Below are 21709 nucleotides of genomic sequence, written 5' to 3' on the forward strand. Positions count from 1 at the left end.
TAAATTTACAATGTTTAAGGCTATTCCGCCAAATGACAGGTATATCTCTCGATCATCATCAACGACTACCCATAGAACATAGTCAACAAATATGAAAATCACAACTTTTACCAGCATGCATTGTCCCAGAACGAGTCTATATAAGATCTGCGACCTTTGGTTATGATTCAGCCAACATCGAGGGCTGAGAATTCAACACTAAAGCCGACTCTGTTGATTGATTCGAGCTCAAGATAACTAAATCACCTCCTCAGCTTGGCTCTAGCAGGCGCTTTATGCCCACAGCTAGGCGGAATCATCTATGACATATATAAATACTGAATATACCTATCAAAACTGACTTCATTGCATTTATCTAAAAGTTGATTAAAATAAAAGCGATACATTTTTAGATACTAAAAACAAACCTCTCGATACGGATTAGTCAGAGAGTTATTTGGCTCTATAGTTGGAATAGTAAGGAATACACATGTCGACAATTCATCCAAAACTGATTAAAATTGTTATTGACCAAACACCCAGAGCCATGATTGCGATGCTTATCGTATCCTCTGCTTATTCCATTATATTTTTCAGATACATTCCTACTATTACTTTAAGCATCTGGTTTTCGCTGCAAATACTGTTAGCCCTGTTTCGTTTTCATAATATAAAGATGTTTAAAAAATACTTAACATCGAAATACAGCATTGGCATAAAAAACAATAGATCTCTTTTTATAGCTTTAAACCTATTTCAAGCATTGATGTGGACTATCTCTTCAATTTTAGTGTCTATTTATGCTCCCCAGCCATTCGAGTTAGTTAGCTTCATCATGATCATAGGCATTATTACCGCGGCAGCTTTGTCCATGTCGTCTCTTTATACCGCCTATCTTACTTTTTTCTTTGCTATGATCATCCCTCAGTTAATAATTATGCTTTATTATGGTCAGCATCAGCATCTAGGCATAATAATACTCACCATTATCTATATACCCGCGACCATATTACTATCCAAAGCAATACTCAATAGCCGCCTATCGAGTATTGAAGCACATGATTATTTAGAAGATAAGACCGACGAATTATACAAACTATCAACCCTCGATAGTTTAACCAACATATATAATAGAGGATATTTCTTTGCAGTTTCCCAAGATATAATTTCAATAACAACAAGGGAATAAAATAAGGCCTCTTTATTAATGATCGACATTGACCACTTCAAAGAGATAAATGATAATTATGGACACCAATCGGGAGACTATGTTTTAAAGAAACTATCTGAAAAAATAACCAATAGAATCCGGAAAAGCGATATATTTGCCCGTATCGGTGGCGAAGAGTTTACTATTTTACTGAATAACACACCTATGGATAGCGCGAAGGTCATCGCCGAAAAACTACGTAAATTAATCGAGGGTACTGTGTTTGTTCTCAACAACACACCGATTAAGATAACCATTAGCATTGGTATCGCCGAACTCAACGAAGAAAACCGCTCAATTGAAGACTTATATAAAAAAGCGGACAAACAGCTTTATGCCGCTAAACATGGTGGTAGAAACCGGGTCTGCCCATAACAATCAACTAGGCCATCAACTTATCACACGAACTTATCACTAAGTTATCCCACCAAAAAGAAGAGCTTACTTTCTTTGCCAAAGGCCCTGCCTAGCTCCTTGCCCGTCATGAAAGTTTCGCACAGATACCCTATAATGCAGCTTCAGAGATTTTCAGGATACTCGCTTTGATTGGACGGCTAATCGACAAATTCATCTTCGGCCTCACTCTACTTTTTGCGCTGCAGGTGCCACAACTAGCAGATCAATATCAACAGTTTCTCTCTGGCCTCTATCAAGCAACCCGCTGGCAAGTCGAGGGCTATCAACAAACAGCTCAAGCCTTTGGTTATACCGATGCCCACGCGATGATTCAGCATCATCGACAAAATAGTGTTGCCAGTGTGCGCGCCGATGCCGAGCAAAAACTAGCGACACTCGCTCAAAATCAACAGTTGCAACAGGGCGTGACCCTGTTTGAAACAGCGAGTCTTATCCGTAAAGCCCTTTATATGGCGAACCCCACGCGATACCGCTATCTTGAAACTACGTTACACCACTTTAGCCCAGGTATCCCACTTACCATTGAAGGTATAGCCTTTGGCGTTATCGTCGGCCTATTACTCAACCTAATAATAACCCTACCCATGAGCTTTTTCTTCCGACGAATAGGGCTTATGTTCAAACCAACCAAGCCTAACAGCACATCAATCGCTCTTACCGGGTTAGATCATTGATCTCTTCGCCCAAAATAATTAATATATTAACAATTCTAGGAGATCTCAATGAGTATAAAACTGTCAGTTGTTGACCAGTCACCCGTCCATGGCTCTCATGCCGCCATCGATGCCCCGCGCCTCACCATCGAACTGGCTCAACTGTGCGATACCTTAGGCTACTATCGTTATTGGGTCGCCGAACATCACGACAGTATTCATTTCGCCAATCCCTGCCCTGAAATCATGATCGCCGCGATCGCCAGTGTGACGCAAAATATCCGAGTCGGTAGCGGTGGCGTGATGCTTAGTCATTACAGTCCATTAAAGGTGGCTGAAAGCTTTAAAATGATGGCGACGTTATTTCCCGATCGAATCGACCTCGGTATTGGCCGCGCCCCCGGTGGCACCGGCCTCACCTCACAGGCGCTTGCTTATCCGCATCAACCTCATCACGGTGACCTCTATGCTAATCAGGCGCAGCTGTTAAAAGGCTTCATCGAAGGTAATCTGCCAGATAACAATCCGTTCAGCACAATTAAGGTATTGCCCGATAGCAGCCCACAGCCCGAACTTTGGATGTTAGGCTCTAGCGGAGGCAGTGCCGGTTTAGCTGGACACCTAGGGTATAACATTGCGCTAGCGCGCTTTATCGACCCAGATAACTGCCACCCATCGATTTTCAGTGAATACCTACAACAGTGGCAGCAGGCCGGACATCCACAAAAGCCGAATAAAATGGTCGCTATTGCCTGCATCTGCGCTGAGACTGAAGCTGAAGCCAAACTGCGTGCGGGTACTGCTGTTTATCGTAAATTAGCAGCACAGCTCGGTATGCGTGAAGCGTTTTTAACCCCTTCTGAGGTACAGGACCGTTACCGCGAATTTCCTGCCAGCCATCAGGCACAATATGATCATATTCTCAACGGCTACACCGTCGGCACACCCGAACAGTGCAGCGAAGAGATTAACCAACTGGCACAGGATTTTGATTGTGATGAGATCGCTACCGTGGCCGTCACCCACAGCCAAGCGGATCGCTTAGACAGTTACACACAACTGATTAAAGGCTTCTAAGCCGATATCTTAAGGCGTCTCCATCTCGAATCTGGCCTTTGAGTTTAGCGGCCATCGAGCGTCTCAAAACCCAGTTCGACATCCATTACCCATTCTGGGTAATGGATGTCCCCCGCTTCATTGTAAACAACAGGCTTTTTTGGCACTATCCCGTTCGCGGGTTGGATAATCTACGATCTTCTTGAAACTCTACTTCAGTCCCCCCGACTTTGTTTTGAGTATTAATCGTTTTATCCAGCCTGCAACATCTCCTCTTACCCTCTCTCAGTTAGTAGCCATAATCAAACATCTAAATTAAAAACAGCATTATCACAGCGAATCTGTCGTTATTCTCAGCGCTTAACTATTGCCACTCCCTGCCTTTTGCTAGACTTGCCTGATGAAAAGAAACTACCTCCCCATCGTCATATTTATCCCGCTATTGGGGCTATCCTATTATGCCGGTTTCACGCCATTACTCCTGCCTGCACTGTTTATCATTATCAGCCTGCTGACTATGGCCCTCTATTACAAAGATAAATCAGCAGCGGTAACGGGAGCTTGGCGCACCCCGGAAAACCGACTGCATCTGTTAGCACTTCTGGGCGGTTGGCCAGGGGCGATTATCGCGCAACAAAAATTGCGTCATAAAACCCAGAAGAAAAGCTTCCGCTATGTCTTTTGGCTTACGGTTATGTTGAATCTATCGGCTTTTAGTTGGTTGCACACGCCAACCGGCATCAGCCAACTGCACTCAACGATATTTAAACTAGACAGTTATATTGCTTACTCAGATATGTCATATACGACGAGGCAATACCTGCGTTATTTCACTGGGTTCCGCGTTAAACGTCCGGGGCAGCTGTTTTAACCCTAGTTGTTAGTAACAACCTCAGCACATCTGCTCAAGCGATCCAGCGGTGTATTGCCCCTAATACACCTCAGAACTTAGATAAGAAAAAGCTCTTTCAAAGCGACTTACAACCGATCTTCCTAATAATGAGGGCATAAAAAAACGGGGCGCATGGCCCCATTTATTTGTTAAATACATTTACATATTAGGATAGTTTGGACCACCGCCACCTTCAGGTGTCACCCAGGTGATATTCTGGGCGGGATCTTTAATATCACAGGTTTTACAGTGAACACAGTTCTGACTGTTTATCTGGAATACTTTTTCACCCGCAGCATCATCCAATATTTCATACACTCCCGCAGGGCAATAACGCTGCGCCGGTTCATCGAACTTAGGCAGGTTTTGCATCAGCGGAATGCTACTATCTTTTAACTTGAGGTGGCAGGGCTGATTTTCCTCGTGATTGGTATTAGACAAAAATACCGACGAAGGCTTATCAAAGCTCAACACACCATCCGGCTTAGGATAGTTGATGGTTGCACATTCTGAAGCCAGTTTCATCTGTGCATAATCTTCATGATTATCACGCAGTGTAAACGGCAAACCGAATAGGTTCTGGTCAATAAAGTTAACCGCACCACCGATAAAGGTGCCGTATTTATGCAACGCAGGGCCGAAGTTACGGGTGCGATACAACTCTTCATAAACCCATGAGTTTTTGAAGTTATCGCCATAGGCGGTTAGATCTTTGCCGCCCTCATCGCCACTGGTTAACGCAGCAAATATGGTCTCAGCCGCGATCATGCCGGTTTTCATAGCGGTGTGCGTGCCTTTGATCTTCGCAAAGTTCAACGTACCCGCATCACAACCTAGCAACAACCCACCAGGCATGCTCATCTTAGGCAATGCATTGAAGCCGCCTTTGGTGATTGCACGGGCGCCGTAAGAGACCCGCTTACCCCCTTCCAAGTATTGAGCAATCAATGGATGGTGTTTCGAACGCTGGAACTCATCAAACGGGCTTAGATGTGGATTTGAATAGTTCAAATCGGTAATCAAACCCAGCATAACCTGACAATCTTCCGCATGATAAAGGAAGAATCCACCGCTAGCATTCGCTTCAGACAGCGGCCAACCCGCACCGTGCACCACCAAACCAGGCTGATGTTTATCGGCAGGGACATCCCACAACTCTTTGATACCGATACCGTAATGCTGAGCATCGGCGTCTTTATCGAGTTCGAACTTAGCTAACAGTTCTTTTCCTAGATGACCACGGCAACCTTCGGAGAAAATCGTGTACTTGGCCAACAGATCCATACCCGGCATATAGGTATCTTTCTGTTCACCTTTTTCATCCAAGCCCATATCACCCGTACCGATACCAGCCACCTGACCATCATCGCCATAGATAATATGAGACGCAGCAAACCCTGGGAATATCTCAACACCCAGTTGCTCAGCCTGCTCACCTAACCAACGGCTTAGATTGGCCACACTGGCAATATAGTTACCGTGGTTATGCATGGTTTTTGGCACGATGAGATTAGGCAGTTTAATAGCCTTTTCCGCACTGGTCATCAGATAGACCTGATCTTCGGTGACCGCCGTTTTCAACGGTGCACCCTGCTCTTTCCAGTCGGGGAACAGCTCATCCAAGGCGCGGGATTCAATCACCGCGCCAGAAAGAATGTGACCACCGACTTCAGCGCTTTTTTCAACCACGCAGACCATCAACTCTTGGCCCGCTTCATTCGCCTGTTGCATCAGGCGACAGGCGGTCGACAATCCGGCAGGTCCGGCGCCGACGATGACGACGTCAAACTCCATCGATTCTCTTTGCATTATTCTTATCCTCGATTACCGGTATTAAAACAGCTCTTCATCCAGTGCCATAATACTCTCACCACCGGCAATAACAGAAGCGAGAAGAGACTGGGTGCGGGGCATCATGTGCTCACAATAGAACCGCGCACTGATCAGCTTAGCTTGTAAAAACTTCGGATCTCCTTCACCAGCCGCCAGCTTAGCTTGCGCCTGTACTGCGCTCTTAGCCATCAACCAACCACCGCAAAGGAAACCAAACAGCATCATAAAGTTAACACAGGCACTCGCCGATGCATTTCGATCCGCTTTAGTATCCAGCAACCATTGACGGGCTGCAATACCGTTATCGAGTGAAGTGCGGCACTGCTGCGCAGCCAGTGTAAAATCACCGCCTAGGGCTTCAAAAGCACTGATGTCAGCGGCCATTTCGTCCAGGAGTGACTGCAGTGATTCACCACCATTCATCAGCGTTTTACGGCCGACCAAGTCGAGTGCTTGAACCGCTGTAGTACCTTCATAAATTGGCAGAATACGGGCATCACGATAATACTGAGCAGCACCGGTTTCTTCGATAAAGCCCATACCACCGTGGATCTGAATACCCAACGAAGTAAGTTCTTGAGCAAATTCGGTCACCCAACCTTTAACAATCGGGGTCAAAAGCTCCTGCCGAGCCGTATTTTCCCGGTCGGCTTCAGCGGCAGCGACAAGACATAGCGCGCGCATCGCTTCAGTACCGGATTTCATTTGCATCAACATCCGACGTACATCGGCAAAACGGATAATAGGATAACGACTGCCGTCTTTTTTGGTGCCCTGAATACGGTCTTTAGCAAATTGTACTGCCAGTTGATAAGCCGCTTCAGAAACACCTAAACCCTGCAGACCAACACCCTGACGGGCATGGTTCATCATGGTAAACATGTAAGCGAGGCCGTTATGCTCTTCACCCACCAGATAACCCACTGCACCACCGTTGTCGCCGAAGCTCATAACGCAGGTAGGGCTACCGTGGATACCCATTTTGTGTTCCAACGATACCGCATAGACATCGTTACGATCAGCTGGGTTACCGTTTTCATCCAACAGGAACTTAGGCACGATAAACAGCGAGATACCCTTCACACCAGCCGGCGCACCCGGTAGACGAGCCAACACCAGATGGATAACATTATCTGTCATCTGGTGATCGCCCCAAGTGATAAAGATCTTCTGACCAGTAATCAGATAATGGTCACCATTAGGCACTGCTTTAGTGCTAACAGCGGCCAGATCCGTACCCGCACCCGCCTCGGTGAGGTTCATGGTGCCGGTCCATTCACCGCTCACCAGTTTTGGCAGAAAATGTTTTTTCAGTTCATCACTACCGTGATGGCTGATTGATTCAATCGCCCCCTGACTTAACAGTGGGCAGAGCGCAAACGACAGGTTAGATGTTTGCCACACTTCATTGACGGCAGTACCCAAAACATTGGGTAGATTTTGTCCACCAAATTCTTCGGCCGCCGTGAGTGTAGCCCAGCCCCCCTCAACGTATGCCTGGTAAGCATCAGAGAAACCCTTTGTCTCTTGAACACCGTTATCAACAATCACCGGATGAACTTCATCACCGGTGCGGTTGAGTGGCGCGAGGACGCCCGTGCCGAGTTTACCGGCTTCGGTCAAAATCACTGACGCTAATTCAGTGTTAACATCTTCCAGCCCGGCGGCGGCACAAAGCTCATCAAACTTAACCAATTCATTCAGTACAAATTCGGCGTCGGCAAGGGGGTGCTTATAATCATTCATGATCGTTACCTGTAGTTTCCATTTTTCAGATCTGGGCAGACAGTTCCGGCAGCGCCTCAAATAGATCGGCGACCAGTCCATAATCAGCAACTGAGAAGATTGGCGCTTCTTCATCCTTGTTGATTGCCACTATTACTTTTGAATCTTTCATACCCGCTAGATGCTGGATAGCACCGGAGATACCAACTGCGATGTACAGATCCGGTGCAACCACTTTACCGGTTTGACCCACTTGCAGATCGTTAGGAACAAAGCCAGCATCAACCGCTGCACGGGATGCGCCAACAGCGGCTCCCATTTTATCAGCCAAGCCATAAAGCATATCGAAGTTTTCGGTGTTACCCATACCCCGACCACCGGCAACAACCACTGATGCAGTCGTCAACTCAGGACGGTCAGACTTAGCTAGCTCTTCTTTAACAAAGCGCACATTGCTGTTATCACATACTTCAGAAACCGCTTCAATGGCTGCGCTGCCACCTTCTGCAACAACCGCATCAAATGCAGTGCCACGGATCGTCAGTAGCTTCACCACATCATCGGTTTTAACGGTTGCAATCGCATTACCGGCATAGATTGGACGTTGGAAAGTATCCGCCGATTCAACCGCGGTTACATCGGATAGCTGGTTCACATCCAACAATGCTGCTACCCGTGGTAGGTAGTTTTTACCATTAGTTGTTGCCGGAGCCAAAATATGACTGTGGCCACTAACTAGCGCGACAATCAGCTTACTCATATTCTCAGCCAGCTCATGTTCATAAGCGGCGTTATCAGCCAATAACACTTTAGTCACGGCAGGAATGGCGGCAGCCGCATCGGCCACTGCTTGACAGTTATAACCCGCCACCAGCAGTTCAATATCGCCACCAATCTGCTGCGCTGCAGCGAGGGTGTTCAGCGTAGCAGACTTAAGTGCTACATTATCGTGTTCTGCAATTACCAGAATAGTCATCAGTCGTCTCCTTAAAGAACCTTCGCTTCGTTTTTCAGCTTATCTACCAGCTCCGATACGGAGGCCACTTTAACACCGGCCTGACGTTCGGCTGGCGGATTTACTGCCACTAAGGTCACTTTATTATTCAGTTCAACGCCCAAATCAGCGGGAGTTTTAACCGCTAATGGCTTACGCTTCGCCTTCATGATATTCGGCAGTGAAGCATAACGCGGATCATTCAGTCGCAAATCAACGGTCACAATGGCAGGCAGGTCCAACTCGAGGGTTTGCAAACCACCATCAATTTCACGGGTGATCTGCACCTTATCGTTTTCAACACTCATTTCAGAGACAAAGGTGCCCTGTGGATAATCCAACAGTGCCGCCAGCATCTGGCCAGTCTGGTTGTTATCCGTATCGATAGACTGTTTGCCCATAATCACTAGCTGTGGCTGCTCTTCTTGTACCAAAGCTTTCAATAACTTAGCGGCCGACAGTGAATCTGGAGCCGTTTCTGTTTCGACCTGAATACCGCGGTCTGCACCCAGTGCCAAGGCGGTACGAATCTGTTCCTGACAGCTCTTATCGCCCATTGAAACGACGATCACTTCACTGGCGATACCCGCTTCTTTCAGACGAACCGCTTGTTCAACTGCGATCTCACAGAACGGGTTCATCGCCATTTTAACATTTGCCAGATCAACATCGCTGTTATCTGACTTAACACGTACTTTAACGTTGTAGTCGATTACACGTTTTACCGGGACAAGTATTTTCATAGCACTCACTGTTTATGTTGAGGTTTTATTGTCATCTAGTTTGCCTCTGCAAGCTGATAACAACAATAACAAAAAAAGCCTTAAATTTGATATTTTCGGACACATACACCCGTTCAATTTCGGACAAGTCTGTTAATATCGGAAAAACAAAACCATTATAGGACATCCATTACAATGATACTGGTATATTGAGATGAGCTATAGCCACCATTCAGTTTCAATCCACTTTGCCAATGCCATGCTTAAAGGGGCACGCCTTAAAGGGCTTAATGAGCAACAGTTGATGCTGGAATCCGGCCTCAACCGCGAACTCTTGAGCAACCATGAGGTGCGCATTACTCCGATGCAGTTGAGCCGACTGGTACAGTCTATCCAACGCCACGGCGATGATGACTATATCTGCCTCGGTAGCCAACCCTCCCGTCACGGGGTATTCGGCGTCATGGCCAAACTCGTCATCCACAGTACCAACCTTAGAGAGGTATATAAGCATGCGGTTCACTTTTACAATCTGGTGGTACCCGCCTCTCATCTGAGTTTTACTGAGTCCGGTGACACCGCCACCTTCACGCTAACACTGACAGACCCCGACAAAGACCCCGATTTTGCCCTACTGGATTACCTATTGCTGCTTTGGCACCGCTTTCCCAGCTGGCTAATCGGCCAACGCATACCGCTGAAACAGGTTAGCTTTCGCCACTCAAAACCGGCTCATTTTGAAGAATATCGATTGATGTTTCCCTGCCCGGCGGTCTACAACCAGCCCGTCAACAGCTTTTCATTCGACCGTTCGATTCTCAGTGCACCGGTGGTACAAACACAACAAAACCTTAGTAGCTATCTGCGCCGTGCGCCTTTGGATTGGTTCAAGCGACAATCTTACTATCCAGTTTACACGCGAAAGGTGATCGATTATCTGGAAAGTTCCGATTCAATGGCCGATACCAGCATGGAAGATATCGCCGGACAAATTCACACCACCACCCGTACCCTGCGACGCAAACTGGATGAAGAGGGCACCAGTTTTCAAGATCTTAAAGACAGTGTGCGACGCGATGAAGCGATTCACTTGCTCAGCCAACCTAACCTACCCATCTCCCGTATCGCCAGAATGCTAGGCTTTGCCGAATCGGCCGCCTTTACCCGGGCCTTTAAACACTGGACAGGAATCTCACCCAGCACTTATCGCAAATCAAAAAGCTAGCCTTAAGTCTACACCTCAAGCATTAATCAGCATTGATGCTGGTCATTAATATACTTCAGTGCCGACTGTCCGATTAGAGCAACACACTGACTCTAAATGCTATCGCCAAATTCACTGTTAGAAATCATAATCTATTGCACCCTAAGCAGACCACTCGAGTTTTGGTCTGTTGTTAGCGAGTTGGTTCCTACCCTGCGAACCGATATTTCCGACCGGTTCTGTTAAACATCAGAGCCGGTTTTTTTTAAAATCACGTCGCAGTACAAGACAATAGATATCGCACTCTGGCAACGGCTCATCATAGCCACAAAGGCCACCACCATTAAAACCTAAAAACAGAATAGAACGTTTCGTCCTTCTGCTTCAAGCCATTTCCAAATCACCTATTCAGAAAAAATTCCCACTAATAGCAGGAATATGCGGACGTATTATTGGCACTAGGCAAGGCTGACAAACAGACCGCCTGCATACCACTTCCGATTTCACGAATCACCAACGTCCGGTTATCACCATCATTGCTTAACTCATGATCCGCTTGCCTAAACTCTAGTAGCTCAGCCAACAGATGGGCTAAGGGACTCTGAGACTCCGCATCACCATGGGCAACAAACATCAGATCCGGCCGATCAGCACCGATAATATCGACACATAATTCAGCCAATTCCATCGCATCAGGCTTTCGTTCACCGGTTTGAACATAACGATAAACGACGCCCTCCTGCTGTAACCCTAGTCTTTCTGAATCCTGTAACGGTTGTCCCATTACAACAATTTTGATACTGGCCGCTTGTCCACTGCGCTGTAATTTAAGCGCTTCGCGGATGCTATCCTGCGCCTGCTGACTTAATAGCCGACAAGCAACACCACCGGAGGTATCCGGTGTTAATATGACGACGATCTTCATTATTATTATCCCGTCTCACTTAGCTGTTCAGGGGTTAAGGGTGGCCTTTAACCCCTGATAATTCAATGGCTATTTCAGGTCCTTCGCCTTATTCCGCAATAAAAACTTCTGAATTTTGCCGGTAGAGGTTTTCGGCAGATCCCCCACAACGACCCGTTTAGGTGTTTTAAAGTGGGCCATATTTTCCCGACAGAAATCGATGATCTCCTGTTCGGTCACGGTTTCCCCTTCGCTGGTGGTAATAAACGCACAAGGCGTTTCGCCCCACTTCTCATCGGGCCGAGCCACGACAGCCGCATCTTGAATTTTTGGATGGCGATAAAGCACATCTTCAATCTCAATACTGGAGATATTTTCACCGCCGGAAATGATGACATCTTTAGAACGATCTTTAATCTCGATATAACCATCCGCATGCCACACCGCCAGATCACCGGAATGGAACCAGCCCCCTTTGAATGCCTCATCGGTTGTAGACGGGTTTTTCAGATACCCTTTCATCACCAGGTTACCTTGCATAAAGATTTCACCGATGGTTTCACCATCCTGCGGCACCGGCTCAAGCGTATCGGGATCAGCCACCATCAAGCCATCAAGCATCGGTGCGCGCACCCCCTGTCGAGATTTCAGGCGGGCTTTTTTCTCTTCATCATATTGATCCCACTCTTCATGCCAAGCGCATAGCACCGATGGACCATAGGTTTCGGTCAACCCGTACACATGGGTAACTTTAAAGCCGAGCTCTTCCATGCCTTGAATAACAGACGCCGGTGGCGCTGCACCCGCCACCATCACTTTCACCTGATGATCAATCCCCGCCTTCATCTCTTCAGGCGCCGAGTTCAGCATATTCAATACGATCGGCGCACCACAGAAATGGTTGACCTGCTGTGTTTTAATCTGATCAAAAATCATATCCGCCCGGACATGACGCAAACTCACACTGGTGCCGGCAGCCGCAGCGATAGTCCAAGGGAAACACCAGCCATTGCAATGAAACATCGGCAGGGTCCACAGATAAACCGGGTGCTGGCCCATATCCCAAGAAACAATATTACTCACCGCATTCAGGTAGGCGCCACGGTGGTGATACACCACACCCTTAGGATCGCCAGTAGTACCCGATGTATAGTTGAGTGTGATCGCATCCCATTCATTTTCAGGCTTCAAACCGGTAAAGCTCGCATCACCTTCGGAGAGAAAGGCTTCGTAGGTCATATCACCCACCAATTCACCGCCTTCATAGGTCGGATCATCGATATCAATAACCAGAATTTTTTTACCGATCATTTTCAGGGCCTTCTTCACCACCCCAGAAAATTCACGTTCGGTAATCAACACTTTAGTCTCGGCATGTTGCAACACAAAGGCAACCGCTTCTGAATCTAATCGAGTATTGATTGAATTCAAGACCGCGCCACTCATCGGCACACCAAAATGGGATTCAAAATGTTCAGGCAAATTAGGCGCAATAATAGAAACGGTATCCCCTCGGCCAATCCCCCGTTTACCCAGCGCACTCGCTAGTTGGCAGCAACGTTGATACGTTTCTGACCAGTTTCGAGACACCTCGCCATAGACCGTTGCCGTACGGTTAGGATATATCTTGGCGGTACGCTCAAGAAAACTCAGCGGACTCAATGCGACAAAGTTCGCCTGATTCTGCTCGAGTGACTGGTTATAAACGTTAGATTGTTCAGACATGGTAATTCCCTGTACTTATTATCGACTGACTACCTAGCGGCAGCCTAGCTCGCACTCTGATAAAGTATTCAATGAGCCTGAATCAGCCCATTCCGTTTAAATCTAGCAATAGTGAATTAAACCGATACCGCCATAACGGGAAGGATAGATAATACGAAACTACAGGAGCAGGACCCAGAAACAGAACAGCATGACGAATATCAGAACGGCAACGTTCGATATGACCATGGTTCTGTGGATGTAGAGGAGGTATCTTTACTCTCATTCGACCTTAGCTTATCGGTCAGCATTATAATTGTTATATATCACAGTATTTTTTCTGCGTTTAAAGCATAGTAGAGTCCTTAAATATTGCTGTAATTTGTCTGAATTATTACAAAATGTAACAGAGCAAGCCTCAGCTGACATTGCTGGGAATGATGACACAACATAAACACACCCATGAGATCGCTTGATATGCTTTTCCGATCTAAATTAATGCAACGCTTCTTTATAACGCTACTGCTGATCATCTCGATGATTTTTGTCACTGTATATTTTTACTCTGTACCGATGATCAAGCAGAAAGTCTTTGATATTGAACGCAACGCGAGTGGTATCGCGCTTAATAGTGTGTTTTCTCTGGCCAATAAAATGTATGCCGATACTGAAAAATATCGTGCTCAAGCACTGGAATCACATAAGAAACGCTTACAAACGGTTGTTGGTCTCGCGGGCTCTTTCTTTGGCAGTTCGTTACAGCAAGCCATGGATCGCGGTATGAGCGAACCACAAGCACGCCAATACGTCCTTGAACAATTGAGAAATTTCAAATATGGCGATAATGACTATATCTGGGTCGCAGATTATAACGGCATCTTAATCTCCCACCCTGACCCCCGCTACCAAGGCCAAGATACCGCCGATATTCGCCATAATGACGGCACCTCAGAGGTGCATGAGGTGATCAACCGAGCGTTAAAACAAGGTGAAGGCTTTTACCAATACCCTTGGAACCGTTTCGACTCACAAAAGCCATTAGACAAAATTTCATTTGTTAAAAACTACCCTCAATGGGGGTTCGTCATCGGTTCAGGTGTCTATCTCGATGATTTAGATGAGGATATCCAACAGCTGCGCCAAGAAGCCTTGAAAGAACTGCGTGAAGGCATCCAAGAGATTAAAATCGCCTCAACGGGCTATTTATATATCTTCGACGCCAAAACCAAAATGCTGATCCACCCCAACGCGAATATCGCCGGCAGTAACTTTCCTGAGTTGATCAATCCGGTTACCGGTAATGCCATTGCAAAAGACTTAATTCAGGTAGCCGATACCGGTAAAGAGCTGTACTACAAATGGGATCGGCCAGACGATCCCGGCAACTATCAATATGAAAAATTATCGCTGGTCCGCTATCTACCCGGCTTCGACTGGTACATCTGCTCATCGGTTTATGTCGATGAACTTCGCAGTAGCGCCGAACTACTCGCCGAGCGCATTATCACCATTGCCGCGATAGCCCTATTTGTCGCGCTCCTGCTGATGCTACTGTTTAGCCAGTGGATTAGCCAACCGATTAAACGGCTAGCAGATACCGCCGTACGGGTATCTAAGGGCGACCTATCCGCTCAAACCGGCATTCAACGGGATGACGAAGTCGGCGTACTGGCCCATGCTTTCGATACCATGGTTGAACGACTGCGCGATTCCATCCACAACCTCGATAGCAAGGTAACAGAGCGCACCCAAGCCCTCGCCGATAAAAACCAACAGCTCGTACGGGCCTCAGAGTCGATGCATCTTGCCCAAGAAGCACTGACACAATCAGAACAACGCCAACGTCAGATTCTCGACGCCCTTCCCGCGCAAATCGCTTACCTCGACTCTCAGTTCAACACCCTGTTTGTCAATCAACTGCTAGCCGACCTTTATCAACAGAATAAAGCCAGCATGATTAACAAAGCATTCGCGGATGTTATCGGAGCAGCACAATTCACCCAACTCAGCTGGCAACTACAGGCGGCCTTACGCGGCCAAACCACCGTCGGCGAATATAGCGAGCATTACCAACAACACCCGATGATCTGCAAGCGCACCTTGATCCCCTGTTTTAACCAAAACGAGGAGGTGAACGGCATTCTTATGCTCACATTGGATATCACCTCGGAAAAAAACGCCGAACGACAGTTAAACGAAGCCCAACGCATGAACGCCGTCGGTCAAATGGCGGGCGGACTCGCCCATGACTTTAATAATCTACTGACGATTATTCTCGGCAACTTACATTCCGTCGGCGACCGTTATGCCGATGACGACCAACTGCAGCACTACCTTGAACCGGCCATTCGTGCCACCCGCCGCGGCGCGGACATCACTAGCCGACTGCTCTCGTTCGCACGGAGACAACCGCTATCGCCGATGCTCATCGATCTCGAACAACTGCTATCGAACACCATTGAACTACTGGCCAGCTCGCTACCGGATAAGATCACCATTCAGCACCATAACCACACCCTGGAGTGGTGGCCCTTTGCCGACCCCGGCCGGCTCGAAGATGCGTTAGTTAACCTTGCATTCAATGCCCGCAATGCCATGCCTCACGGCGGCACCCTTAGCTTTACCACACAACATATAACGGTCACAAAGCACCTGATGCTGGATGAACCCGTGCAACCCGGTGAGTATTGTCAAATCCGTATCAGCGACAGCGGATCGGGCTTCAGCGACCAAGCACTTGAGCAATGTTTTGAGCCCTTTTTTACGAGTAAAACCAACGGCGCGGGCTCCGGCCTCGGTCTGAGTATGGTGTACGGTTTTGTTAAACAGTCGCAGGGGTATATCAATATTCAAAACAATGCCGATCAGGGGGCCAGCATTACCCTTCTACTGCCCGCCCAAAAAGCGTCAGAAGCCGCACCAACACCGCCACAGCAAAGCGATAGCGAACCACCTTTATTAGATGATCAGCGCAAACTGATCTGCTTAGTCGAAGATGACCCTGATGTCCGCTCGCTTGTCCGACAGCAACTGATAGAGCTGGGCTTTGATGTCATCGATACCCATAGCGGCGACGAAGCCCAGCGCCTGATCCCCTTGCTACCCTCTATCTATGGGCTGGTATCCGATGTGATGTTACCCGGTGATCTCAATGGCATTGAGCTTGCCAACTGGTTGTATCAGCAAAATAGTCATTGCAGGATCATACTGATCAGTGGATATTCCTACCCTAAAAGCAAAGAAAGACCGATTAATCCCGCTTTCTCTTTATTACATAAACCCTTTGATTTAGCCGCCTTGAAGAAGGAATTTCAGGATAGTGAAAAGAGATAAGCGGAATGCTATCCGCAACACCCTCTTTTCCGAATACGGAGACATTTGTGAGCAACCATAAAATCATCTACGTTATTGATGACGAAAAAGACATTTGCCAACTGGTCAGCCAAGAGCTAGAGCAGTTTGGCTACCATGTGCGTAGCTTCACCACCGGCGCACAAGCATGCCACGCCATACGTACCCGACCACCGGTACTCTGCATTATTGATCTAGGCCTACCCGATATGGATGGCATGGAACTGGTTAAGCAACTCTGTGAGCTACACAGCATCGGCGTCATGATACTCTCGGGCCGTAACAGCGTACCCGACAAAGTATTAGGATTAGAACTCGGTGCCGATGACTATATTGTTAAACCCTTTGTCCCTCGAGAACTGGTTGCCCGAGTGAACAGCTTAGTTCGCCGTATCACCAACAGCGAAACGCAGGCCAAGCATGAAACCCGTACCGCTCGATTTGCTAATCTAAGTTATGACCCTAAAACACTCAGCTTAAGCAGCACCGATGGGCGCCAGGCCGAACTCAGCTCCGCGGAACATGACCTACTCATCAAACTACTGAAAACACCTAAAACGATCCTATCTCGCGATCAATTAATGGGGGACAGTACCGGCCCCTTTGACCGCAGCATTGACGTCCGAATGTCCCGTGTACGTAAAAAAGTGGAACAGGACCCGAAAAACCCAGAAATCATCAAAACCATTTATGGTGTCGGCTATATCCTCACGACCGATGTCAGTTGGCACAACTGACCCATCATCAACGAGATAACAGGCCTCGACTTCCTGAGGCCCTCTCTTTGCGCTTACCCCTTGTACCAGGGCAAGTGTCTGCCTCGAAATAATCCCGCCTGCCCCTCTATCAACCACTGACTTTATAACAACCGTAGCAAAATCCAAAAACAACCCGCCACGCCCAAGAGCAAAACCCTTAAGCACCAAACCAGTGCGTTTAATAAAAAATTTCATCTAAAAATAATACTCAGCTCAAAAAACAACCAAATATTACCCTATAGCCTTAAAACAGTCCCTTTCAAGCCTCTTCAGAATCAATAACTTCCGCTATAGGTTAAAAAAACTAATCATTTAGGTGAAAAACAATACTTTGCTAGCGCGTTCGATTCTCGATAATCTGCGCGCATATACAGAAACGCCCTAACGAGATGCAACAAAGAAACATACGCATCTAAAAAGCACTAACTTAGTGCATTAATTGGAATAGAACCATGTTAACCACTTACTACTACATCGACCTTTACAACAAACAGACTCAAAACCGTCCTGAATCCGAGCGTGAATACTTTATGCGCATGGCTTATGAAATGGAACAAACACGCATTACTGAAAAACGCGCTGCACGTAAGCAAAAAATGAGCTCTTTGTTTGCTGCCGTTGCACGTCTGTTCAAGGTTAAACGCACGCCAAGCCTTGAATCACTTTACGGACATTAAAACGATGCCTGTTATTATGCGGCAGAGCCTGATCACAGCACCCAGTCAGGCCGCGCTGCATAAACCCACTACAACTTTATTGCCACTCGCATAAACACCTGCACCAACCTCTGCTTTATCGCCGACCCGAGTTCACCTTCTTCACCGTTCCCAAACACACAGCTTTAGCAACCTTGTCGATCTATATTAACGGGCTTAATTTGTAGTCTAAATTAACGACCTAAATTAATGACCTAAATTAACCTTTACCGCGACACTGTAAGCTGACGCTATCAATATTACTTTTTTGATAAAGACACGCCGATAGCGCCTGTCATAACCATCGCAGCATCCACAAACTGAGTAGCGATTACACCACTCAACAGGTATTGTTCAGTATTAAACCTGCTCTTCTATGTAAATTTTAGCTAGACTGAAACCATAATAATCATTAATAGTGCCAGACTCGATCTCTATATAGTGACTATATAGCGACGACAACTCACTATGTCAGATGTCATCTAGGCTTGTTTCTTGCTTTCAACTTAGCCTTTAATGCTTAACCTCTGACTCTACATAGGCCACAACTGCCATGGATTTACTCTGGATACTGTTTGGCGCCATGCTGGTATTTATGATGCAAGCAGGGTTTTTATGCCTTGAAAGCGGCCTCGTTCGCAGCAAAAACAGTATCAACGTTGCCGCCAAAAACATCACCGACTTCATTATATCCAGCACCCTCTTTTGGGCCTTCGGCTTTGCCTTTATGTTTGGCGATAGTTATGCCGGTCTTATCGGTACCAATGGTTTTTTCTTTGGCGACGATGCCCCACCACTCGATTTGAGTATTTTCCTGTTTCAGATGATGTTTTGTGGCACCGCAGCCACACTCGTATCGGGCGCGGTCGCTGAGCGCATGAGCTATCACGGCTACATTATTACCTCTATTATTATCAGCTTACTGATCTACCCCATTGTGGGACACTGGGCTTGGGGAGGTATCGTATCGGGGACAACGTCCGGTTGGTTAGCCTTAGCGGGGTTTGTTGATTTTGCCGGTTCCACCATGGTGCACTCCGTTGGCGGCTGGGTTGCGCTCGCGGCAATCATTGTGATTGGTCCTCGTATTGGCCGTTTTAATGACGAGAAAAGACATATTCCCGGCAGCAACATTCCCATTGCCATGTTGGGCGCTTTACTGGTCTGGTTTGGTTGGTTTGGCTTTAATGGAGGCAGCACCCTCGCATGGACCGATGCGGTGCCTGGCATATTGTTAAACACCTGCCTTGCCGCATTTTGGGGCGGCATCGCCGCCATTGTGATCAAATACTTAACCGATGGTTATATTGATATCTCGCAAATCATCAACGGTGTCCTCGGTGGCTTAGTGGCGATTACCGCGAACTGCCATGCGGTGTCGGTGGTCGAAGCGGCCTTTATTGGAGGCATTGCCGGTTTTATTGTTGTGTATAGCAGCAACTTTCTGGTTTACCTAAAACTAGATGATGCCATTGGTGTTATCCCCGTCCATCTGTTTGCCGGTATTTGGGGCACCATCGCCGTCGCTCTATTTGGCGATCCGGCCGTTCTCGGCACCGGCTTATCGAAGCCGGATCAACTCGCGTCTCAATTAACCGGTATTGCCGCCATCGGCCTGTATAGTTTTTCGGTCGCCTACCTACTGCTGAGTTTGATCAATAAGAAGTTCCCTTTGAGAGTCTCCGCAGAGGCCGAACTCAATGGTTTGAATGTTTCTGAGCACCGGGTGACTACCGAAGTATTTGACCTATTATCGGCGATGAATCAGCAACAGGCTCGCTCGGATTACTCCTCCCCCGTCCCCGTTGAACCCTTTACCGAAGTGGGCCAGATCGCTCAAGAATACAACCGCGTCATCGATAAGGTGCAGCAAGAGATCCAAGAAAGAGACCGTGCGTTTAATGCCTTCAAAGAGAGTGAGTACCGTAACGGTGCCATCCTTGAAGCCGCTATGGACTGTATTATCACCATCAATCAACAGGCACAGATAGTCACCTTTAATCCGGCGGCTGAACAATGCTTTGGCATTACCGCGGGCATCGTCCTTGGTGAAGATTTTTTCCAACTCTTCATGGAAGAGGAATCACGTAAACTCGCCGCTAAAAACCTAGCGAAGGGATTTACCATGGGAGAAGGTTTAGTCCTTAAACGGCAAAACATCGCCAACTTAACCCGTTATGATAAAGAAACCTTTCCCGCCGAGATTGTTGTGACGCAAACGACCGATCTCAACGCCTTTAAAAAACAGTATACGCTGCATATCCGAGACATTACTAAGCAGGTAAAACTGCAAAATCGATTAAAACTGCTCGCATATAATGATCCGCTCACGGGGCTATATAACCGTACCTACCTGATGCGCACCCTAGAACGACTGATCGTCAAATATACAGAAACCCCCGGCACCGTGGTGTTAATGTTTTTGGATCTCGACCAATTTAAAAGGATCAATGACACCTTAGGGCACAATGCCGGTGATATCTTGCTGCGGGAAGTGGCTAAACGGCTCAAAAGGGTTATCCGCGATTCGGATTTAGTCGCCCGCTGGGGTGGTGATGAGTTTGTCATCGTCTTATCCGGCCAACTCGATGAATCATTAGCCACCAAGAAAGCCAACGAAATTCTAACGGTGATGCGCGACCCGATCACCCTGCTCAATAATGAATTAACCGTACTCACCAGTATCGGCATCGCCATGTCTATCAACGGTGAGGTGAATGCCGATCGTTTGTTACAACATGCCGACTTAGCCATGTATCAAGCGAAAAATAACGGCCGCAACACCTTTAGCTTATTCCTTCCTCAGATGGAGAAGGAAGCTCAACTGCATTCTTGGATTGAAAACGAGCTACCCAATGCGATGCAACAGCATCAGTTATATCTGCAATATCAGCCGAAGGTCTGTTGTGTCACTAATAACATTGTCGGTTTTGAAGCACTGCTCAGATGGCAGCATCCGGAACATGGCTTTGTGTCGCCCGGCGAATTTATCCCTGTCATCGAAAACACGAACCTCATCATCACCGTTGGCGAGTGGGTGCTCTCAGAAGTCACTCAGCAGCTCGCCAATTGGCGCGATGAAGGCTTACCGCTACTGCCTATCGCCGTTAACATCTCTGGTTATCACCTACACTCACCCACGCTCATTCCCTATATCGACCAGTGCCTACGACAACGCAGCCTCAACCCCGAGCTAATCGAAATCGAGATCACAGAGGGTGCGTTAACCGGTAATAGCGATGAAAGTATCAATGCGATGCGGGCTCTAAAAGAAATCCATATTAAGCTGGCCATAGATGATTTTGGTACCGGTTATTCATCTCTTAGCTACCTAAAAAAGTTCCCAGTGGATATCCTCAAAATCGATCGGGCCTTTGTGCGCGAATGCTATTCCAATAAAGAGGATGCTGCTATCTGTAAGGCCATTATCAGCCTAGCGAAGAGCCTAGAACTCCAGATTGTCGCAGAGGGTGTGGAAAACCAAGCCCAGCTCGCCTTTTTAGGCGTGCAGGGCTGTGATGTCTATCAAGGGTTTTATTTCAGTAAGGCGGTGGATGCCGATAAGGTTTCAGCGCTATTGATGGAGCCCGCCGATACAGCCTTATAAAACGA

15 protein-coding genes and 1 pseudogene are annotated in these 21709 nt (G+C 47.3%); 10 read left to right on the forward strand and 6 right to left on the reverse strand.

All coding sequences use genetic code 11. The features are described from left to right. Nucleotides 1–469: 469 nt before the first annotated feature. The 5 genes and pseudogenes from EH243_RS08855 (at nt 470) to EH243_RS08875 (ending at nt 4186) form a co-directional block, all read left to right on the forward strand. Nucleotides 470–1168, forward strand: coding sequence for a hypothetical protein (locus tag EH243_RS08855; protein WP_126158288.1), 699 nt, complete (start codon nt 470–472; stop codon nt 1166–1168). A 15-nt stretch (nt 1169–1183) separates the two neighbouring features. Beyond that, nucleotides 1184–1564, forward strand: a pseudogene (locus EH243_RS08860) (GGDEF domain-containing protein); the annotation flags it as partial. Nucleotides 1565–1731: 167 nt separating this feature from the next. Beyond that, nucleotides 1732–2280, forward strand: coding sequence for a DUF2937 family protein (locus EH243_RS08865; RefSeq protein WP_126158290.1), 549 nt, complete (start codon nt 1732–1734; stop codon nt 2278–2280). A 48-nt stretch (nt 2281–2328) separates the two neighbouring features. Then, nucleotides 2329–3336: an MsnO8 family LLM class oxidoreductase gene (locus tag EH243_RS08870; protein WP_126158291.1), complete on the forward strand. Its 1008-nt coding sequence runs from the start codon at nt 2329–2331 to the stop codon at nt 3334–3336. 379 nt (nt 3337–3715) lie between these two features. Further along, the gene (locus tag EH243_RS08875) at nt 3716–4186 is read left to right on the forward strand and encodes a DUF1294 domain-containing protein (RefSeq protein ID WP_126158292.1); all 471 of its coding nucleotides are present in this window, start codon (nt 3716–3718) and stop codon (nt 4184–4186) included. A 180-nt stretch (nt 4187–4366) separates the two neighbouring features. Here EH243_RS08875 and EH243_RS08880 read toward each other — a convergent pair whose 3' ends face one another. Genes EH243_RS08880 through EH243_RS08895 form a run of 4 tightly spaced genes read right to left on the reverse strand, consistent with a single transcriptional unit; the run spans nt 4367 to nt 9502 of the window. After that, the gene (locus tag EH243_RS08880; RefSeq protein ID WP_126158293.1) at nt 4367–6016 is read right to left on the reverse strand and encodes an electron transfer flavoprotein-ubiquinone oxidoreductase; all 1650 of its coding nucleotides are present in this window, start codon (nt 6014–6016) and stop codon (nt 4367–4369) included. Between the two features lie 24 nt (nt 6017–6040). Next, entirely contained in the window at nt 6041–7786 is a 1746-nt protein-coding gene (locus tag EH243_RS08885) for an acyl-CoA dehydrogenase (RefSeq protein ID WP_126158294.1), read from the reverse strand. 25 nt (nt 7787–7811) lie between these two features. Next, a complete protein-coding gene (locus EH243_RS08890; RefSeq protein WP_126158295.1) occupies nt 7812–8741 on the reverse strand; it encodes an electron transfer flavoprotein subunit alpha/FixB family protein in 930 nt (309 codons plus the stop codon). Between the two features lie 11 nt (nt 8742–8752). Next, the gene (locus EH243_RS08895; protein WP_126158296.1) at nt 8753–9502 is read right to left on the reverse strand and encodes an electron transfer flavoprotein subunit beta/FixA family protein; all 750 of its coding nucleotides are present in this window, start codon (nt 9500–9502) and stop codon (nt 8753–8755) included. A 193-nt stretch (nt 9503–9695) separates the two neighbouring features. Between EH243_RS08895 and EH243_RS08900 the strand changes: the two genes are divergently transcribed. Further along, complete coding sequence (locus EH243_RS08900) at nt 9696–10706, forward strand: AraC family transcriptional regulator (RefSeq protein ID WP_126158297.1); 1011 nt, start codon at nt 9696–9698, stop codon at nt 10704–10706. Nucleotides 10707–11109: 403 nt separating this feature from the next. Here EH243_RS08900 and EH243_RS08905 read toward each other — a convergent pair whose 3' ends face one another. Then, nucleotides 11110–11610 (reverse strand): hypothetical protein, encoded by a 501-nt coding sequence (locus EH243_RS08905; RefSeq protein ID WP_126158298.1) that lies wholly within the window; start codon nt 11608–11610, stop codon nt 11110–11112. Between the two features lie 69 nt (nt 11611–11679). Further along, the gene (locus EH243_RS08910; RefSeq protein WP_126158299.1) at nt 11680–13314 is read right to left on the reverse strand and encodes an acyl-CoA synthetase; all 1635 of its coding nucleotides are present in this window, start codon (nt 13312–13314) and stop codon (nt 11680–11682) included. A gap of 477 nt (nt 13315–13791) precedes the next feature. Between EH243_RS08910 and EH243_RS08915 the strand changes: the two genes are divergently transcribed. The 4 genes from EH243_RS08915 to amt all read left to right on the forward strand — a co-directional run bounded on the left by EH243_RS08915 (nt 13792) and on the right by amt (nt 21704). After that, nucleotides 13792–16626, forward strand: coding sequence for a cache domain-containing protein (locus EH243_RS08915; protein ID WP_126158330.1), 2835 nt, complete (start codon nt 13792–13794; stop codon nt 16624–16626). 47 nt (nt 16627–16673) lie between these two features. Beyond that, the gene (locus EH243_RS08920; protein ID WP_241235027.1) at nt 16674–17381 is read left to right on the forward strand and encodes a response regulator transcription factor; all 708 of its coding nucleotides are present in this window, start codon (nt 16674–16676) and stop codon (nt 17379–17381) included. Between the two features lie 473 nt (nt 17382–17854). Beyond that, a complete protein-coding gene (locus EH243_RS08925; protein WP_126158300.1) occupies nt 17855–18079 on the forward strand; it encodes a hypothetical protein in 225 nt (74 codons plus the stop codon). Between the two features lie 571 nt (nt 18080–18650). After that, the gene (gene amt / locus EH243_RS08930) at nt 18651–21704 is read left to right on the forward strand and encodes an ammonium transporter (RefSeq protein ID WP_126158301.1); all 3054 of its coding nucleotides are present in this window, start codon (nt 18651–18653) and stop codon (nt 21702–21704) included. The last annotated feature ends 5 nt before the right edge of the window (nt 21705–21709 follow it).

It is taken from the genome of Amphritea opalescens (assembly GCF_003957515.1).
GTDB lineage: Bacteria > Pseudomonadota > Gammaproteobacteria > Pseudomonadales > Balneatricaceae > Amphritea > Amphritea opalescens.

Bases quoted from the DNA above. Each gene is read 5' to 3' on its own strand.
- EH243_RS08855 (WP_126158288.1), top strand. From the start codon at position 470: ATGTCGACAATTCATCCAAAACTGATTAAAATTGTTATTGACCAAACA.
- EH243_RS08870 (WP_126158291.1), top strand. From the start codon at position 2,329: ATGAGTATAAAACTGTCAGTTGTTGACCAGTCACCCGTCCATGGCTCT.
- EH243_RS08875 (WP_126158292.1), top strand. From the start codon at position 3,716: ATGAAAAGAAACTACCTCCCCATCGTCATATTTATCCCGCTATTGGGG.
- EH243_RS08880 (WP_126158293.1), bottom strand. From the start codon at position 6,016: ATGCAAAGAGAATCGATGGAGTTTGACGTCGTCATCGTCGGCGCCGGA.
- EH243_RS08885 (WP_126158294.1), bottom strand. From the start codon at position 7,786: ATGAATGATTATAAGCACCCCCTTGCCGACGCCGAATTTGTACTGAAT.
- EH243_RS08890 (WP_126158295.1), bottom strand. From the start codon at position 8,741: ATGACTATTCTGGTAATTGCAGAACACGATAATGTAGCACTTAAGTCT.
- EH243_RS08895 (WP_126158296.1), bottom strand. From the start codon at position 9,502: ATGAAAATACTTGTCCCGGTAAAACGTGTAATCGACTACAACGTTAAA.
- EH243_RS08900 (WP_126158297.1), top strand. From the start codon at position 9,696: ATGAGCTATAGCCACCATTCAGTTTCAATCCACTTTGCCAATGCCATG.
- EH243_RS08905 (WP_126158298.1), bottom strand. From the start codon at position 11,610: ATGAAGATCGTCGTCATATTAACACCGGATACCTCCGGTGGTGTTGCT.
- EH243_RS08910 (WP_126158299.1), bottom strand. From the start codon at position 13,314: ATGTCTGAACAATCTAACGTTTATAACCAGTCACTCGAGCAGAATCAG.
- EH243_RS08915 (WP_126158330.1), top strand. From the start codon at position 13,792: ATGCAACGCTTCTTTATAACGCTACTGCTGATCATCTCGATGATTTTT.
- EH243_RS08925 (WP_126158300.1), top strand. From the start codon at position 17,855: ATGTTAACCACTTACTACTACATCGACCTTTACAACAAACAGACTCAA.
- amt (WP_126158301.1), top strand. From the start codon at position 18,651: ATGGATTTACTCTGGATACTGTTTGGCGCCATGCTGGTATTTATGATG.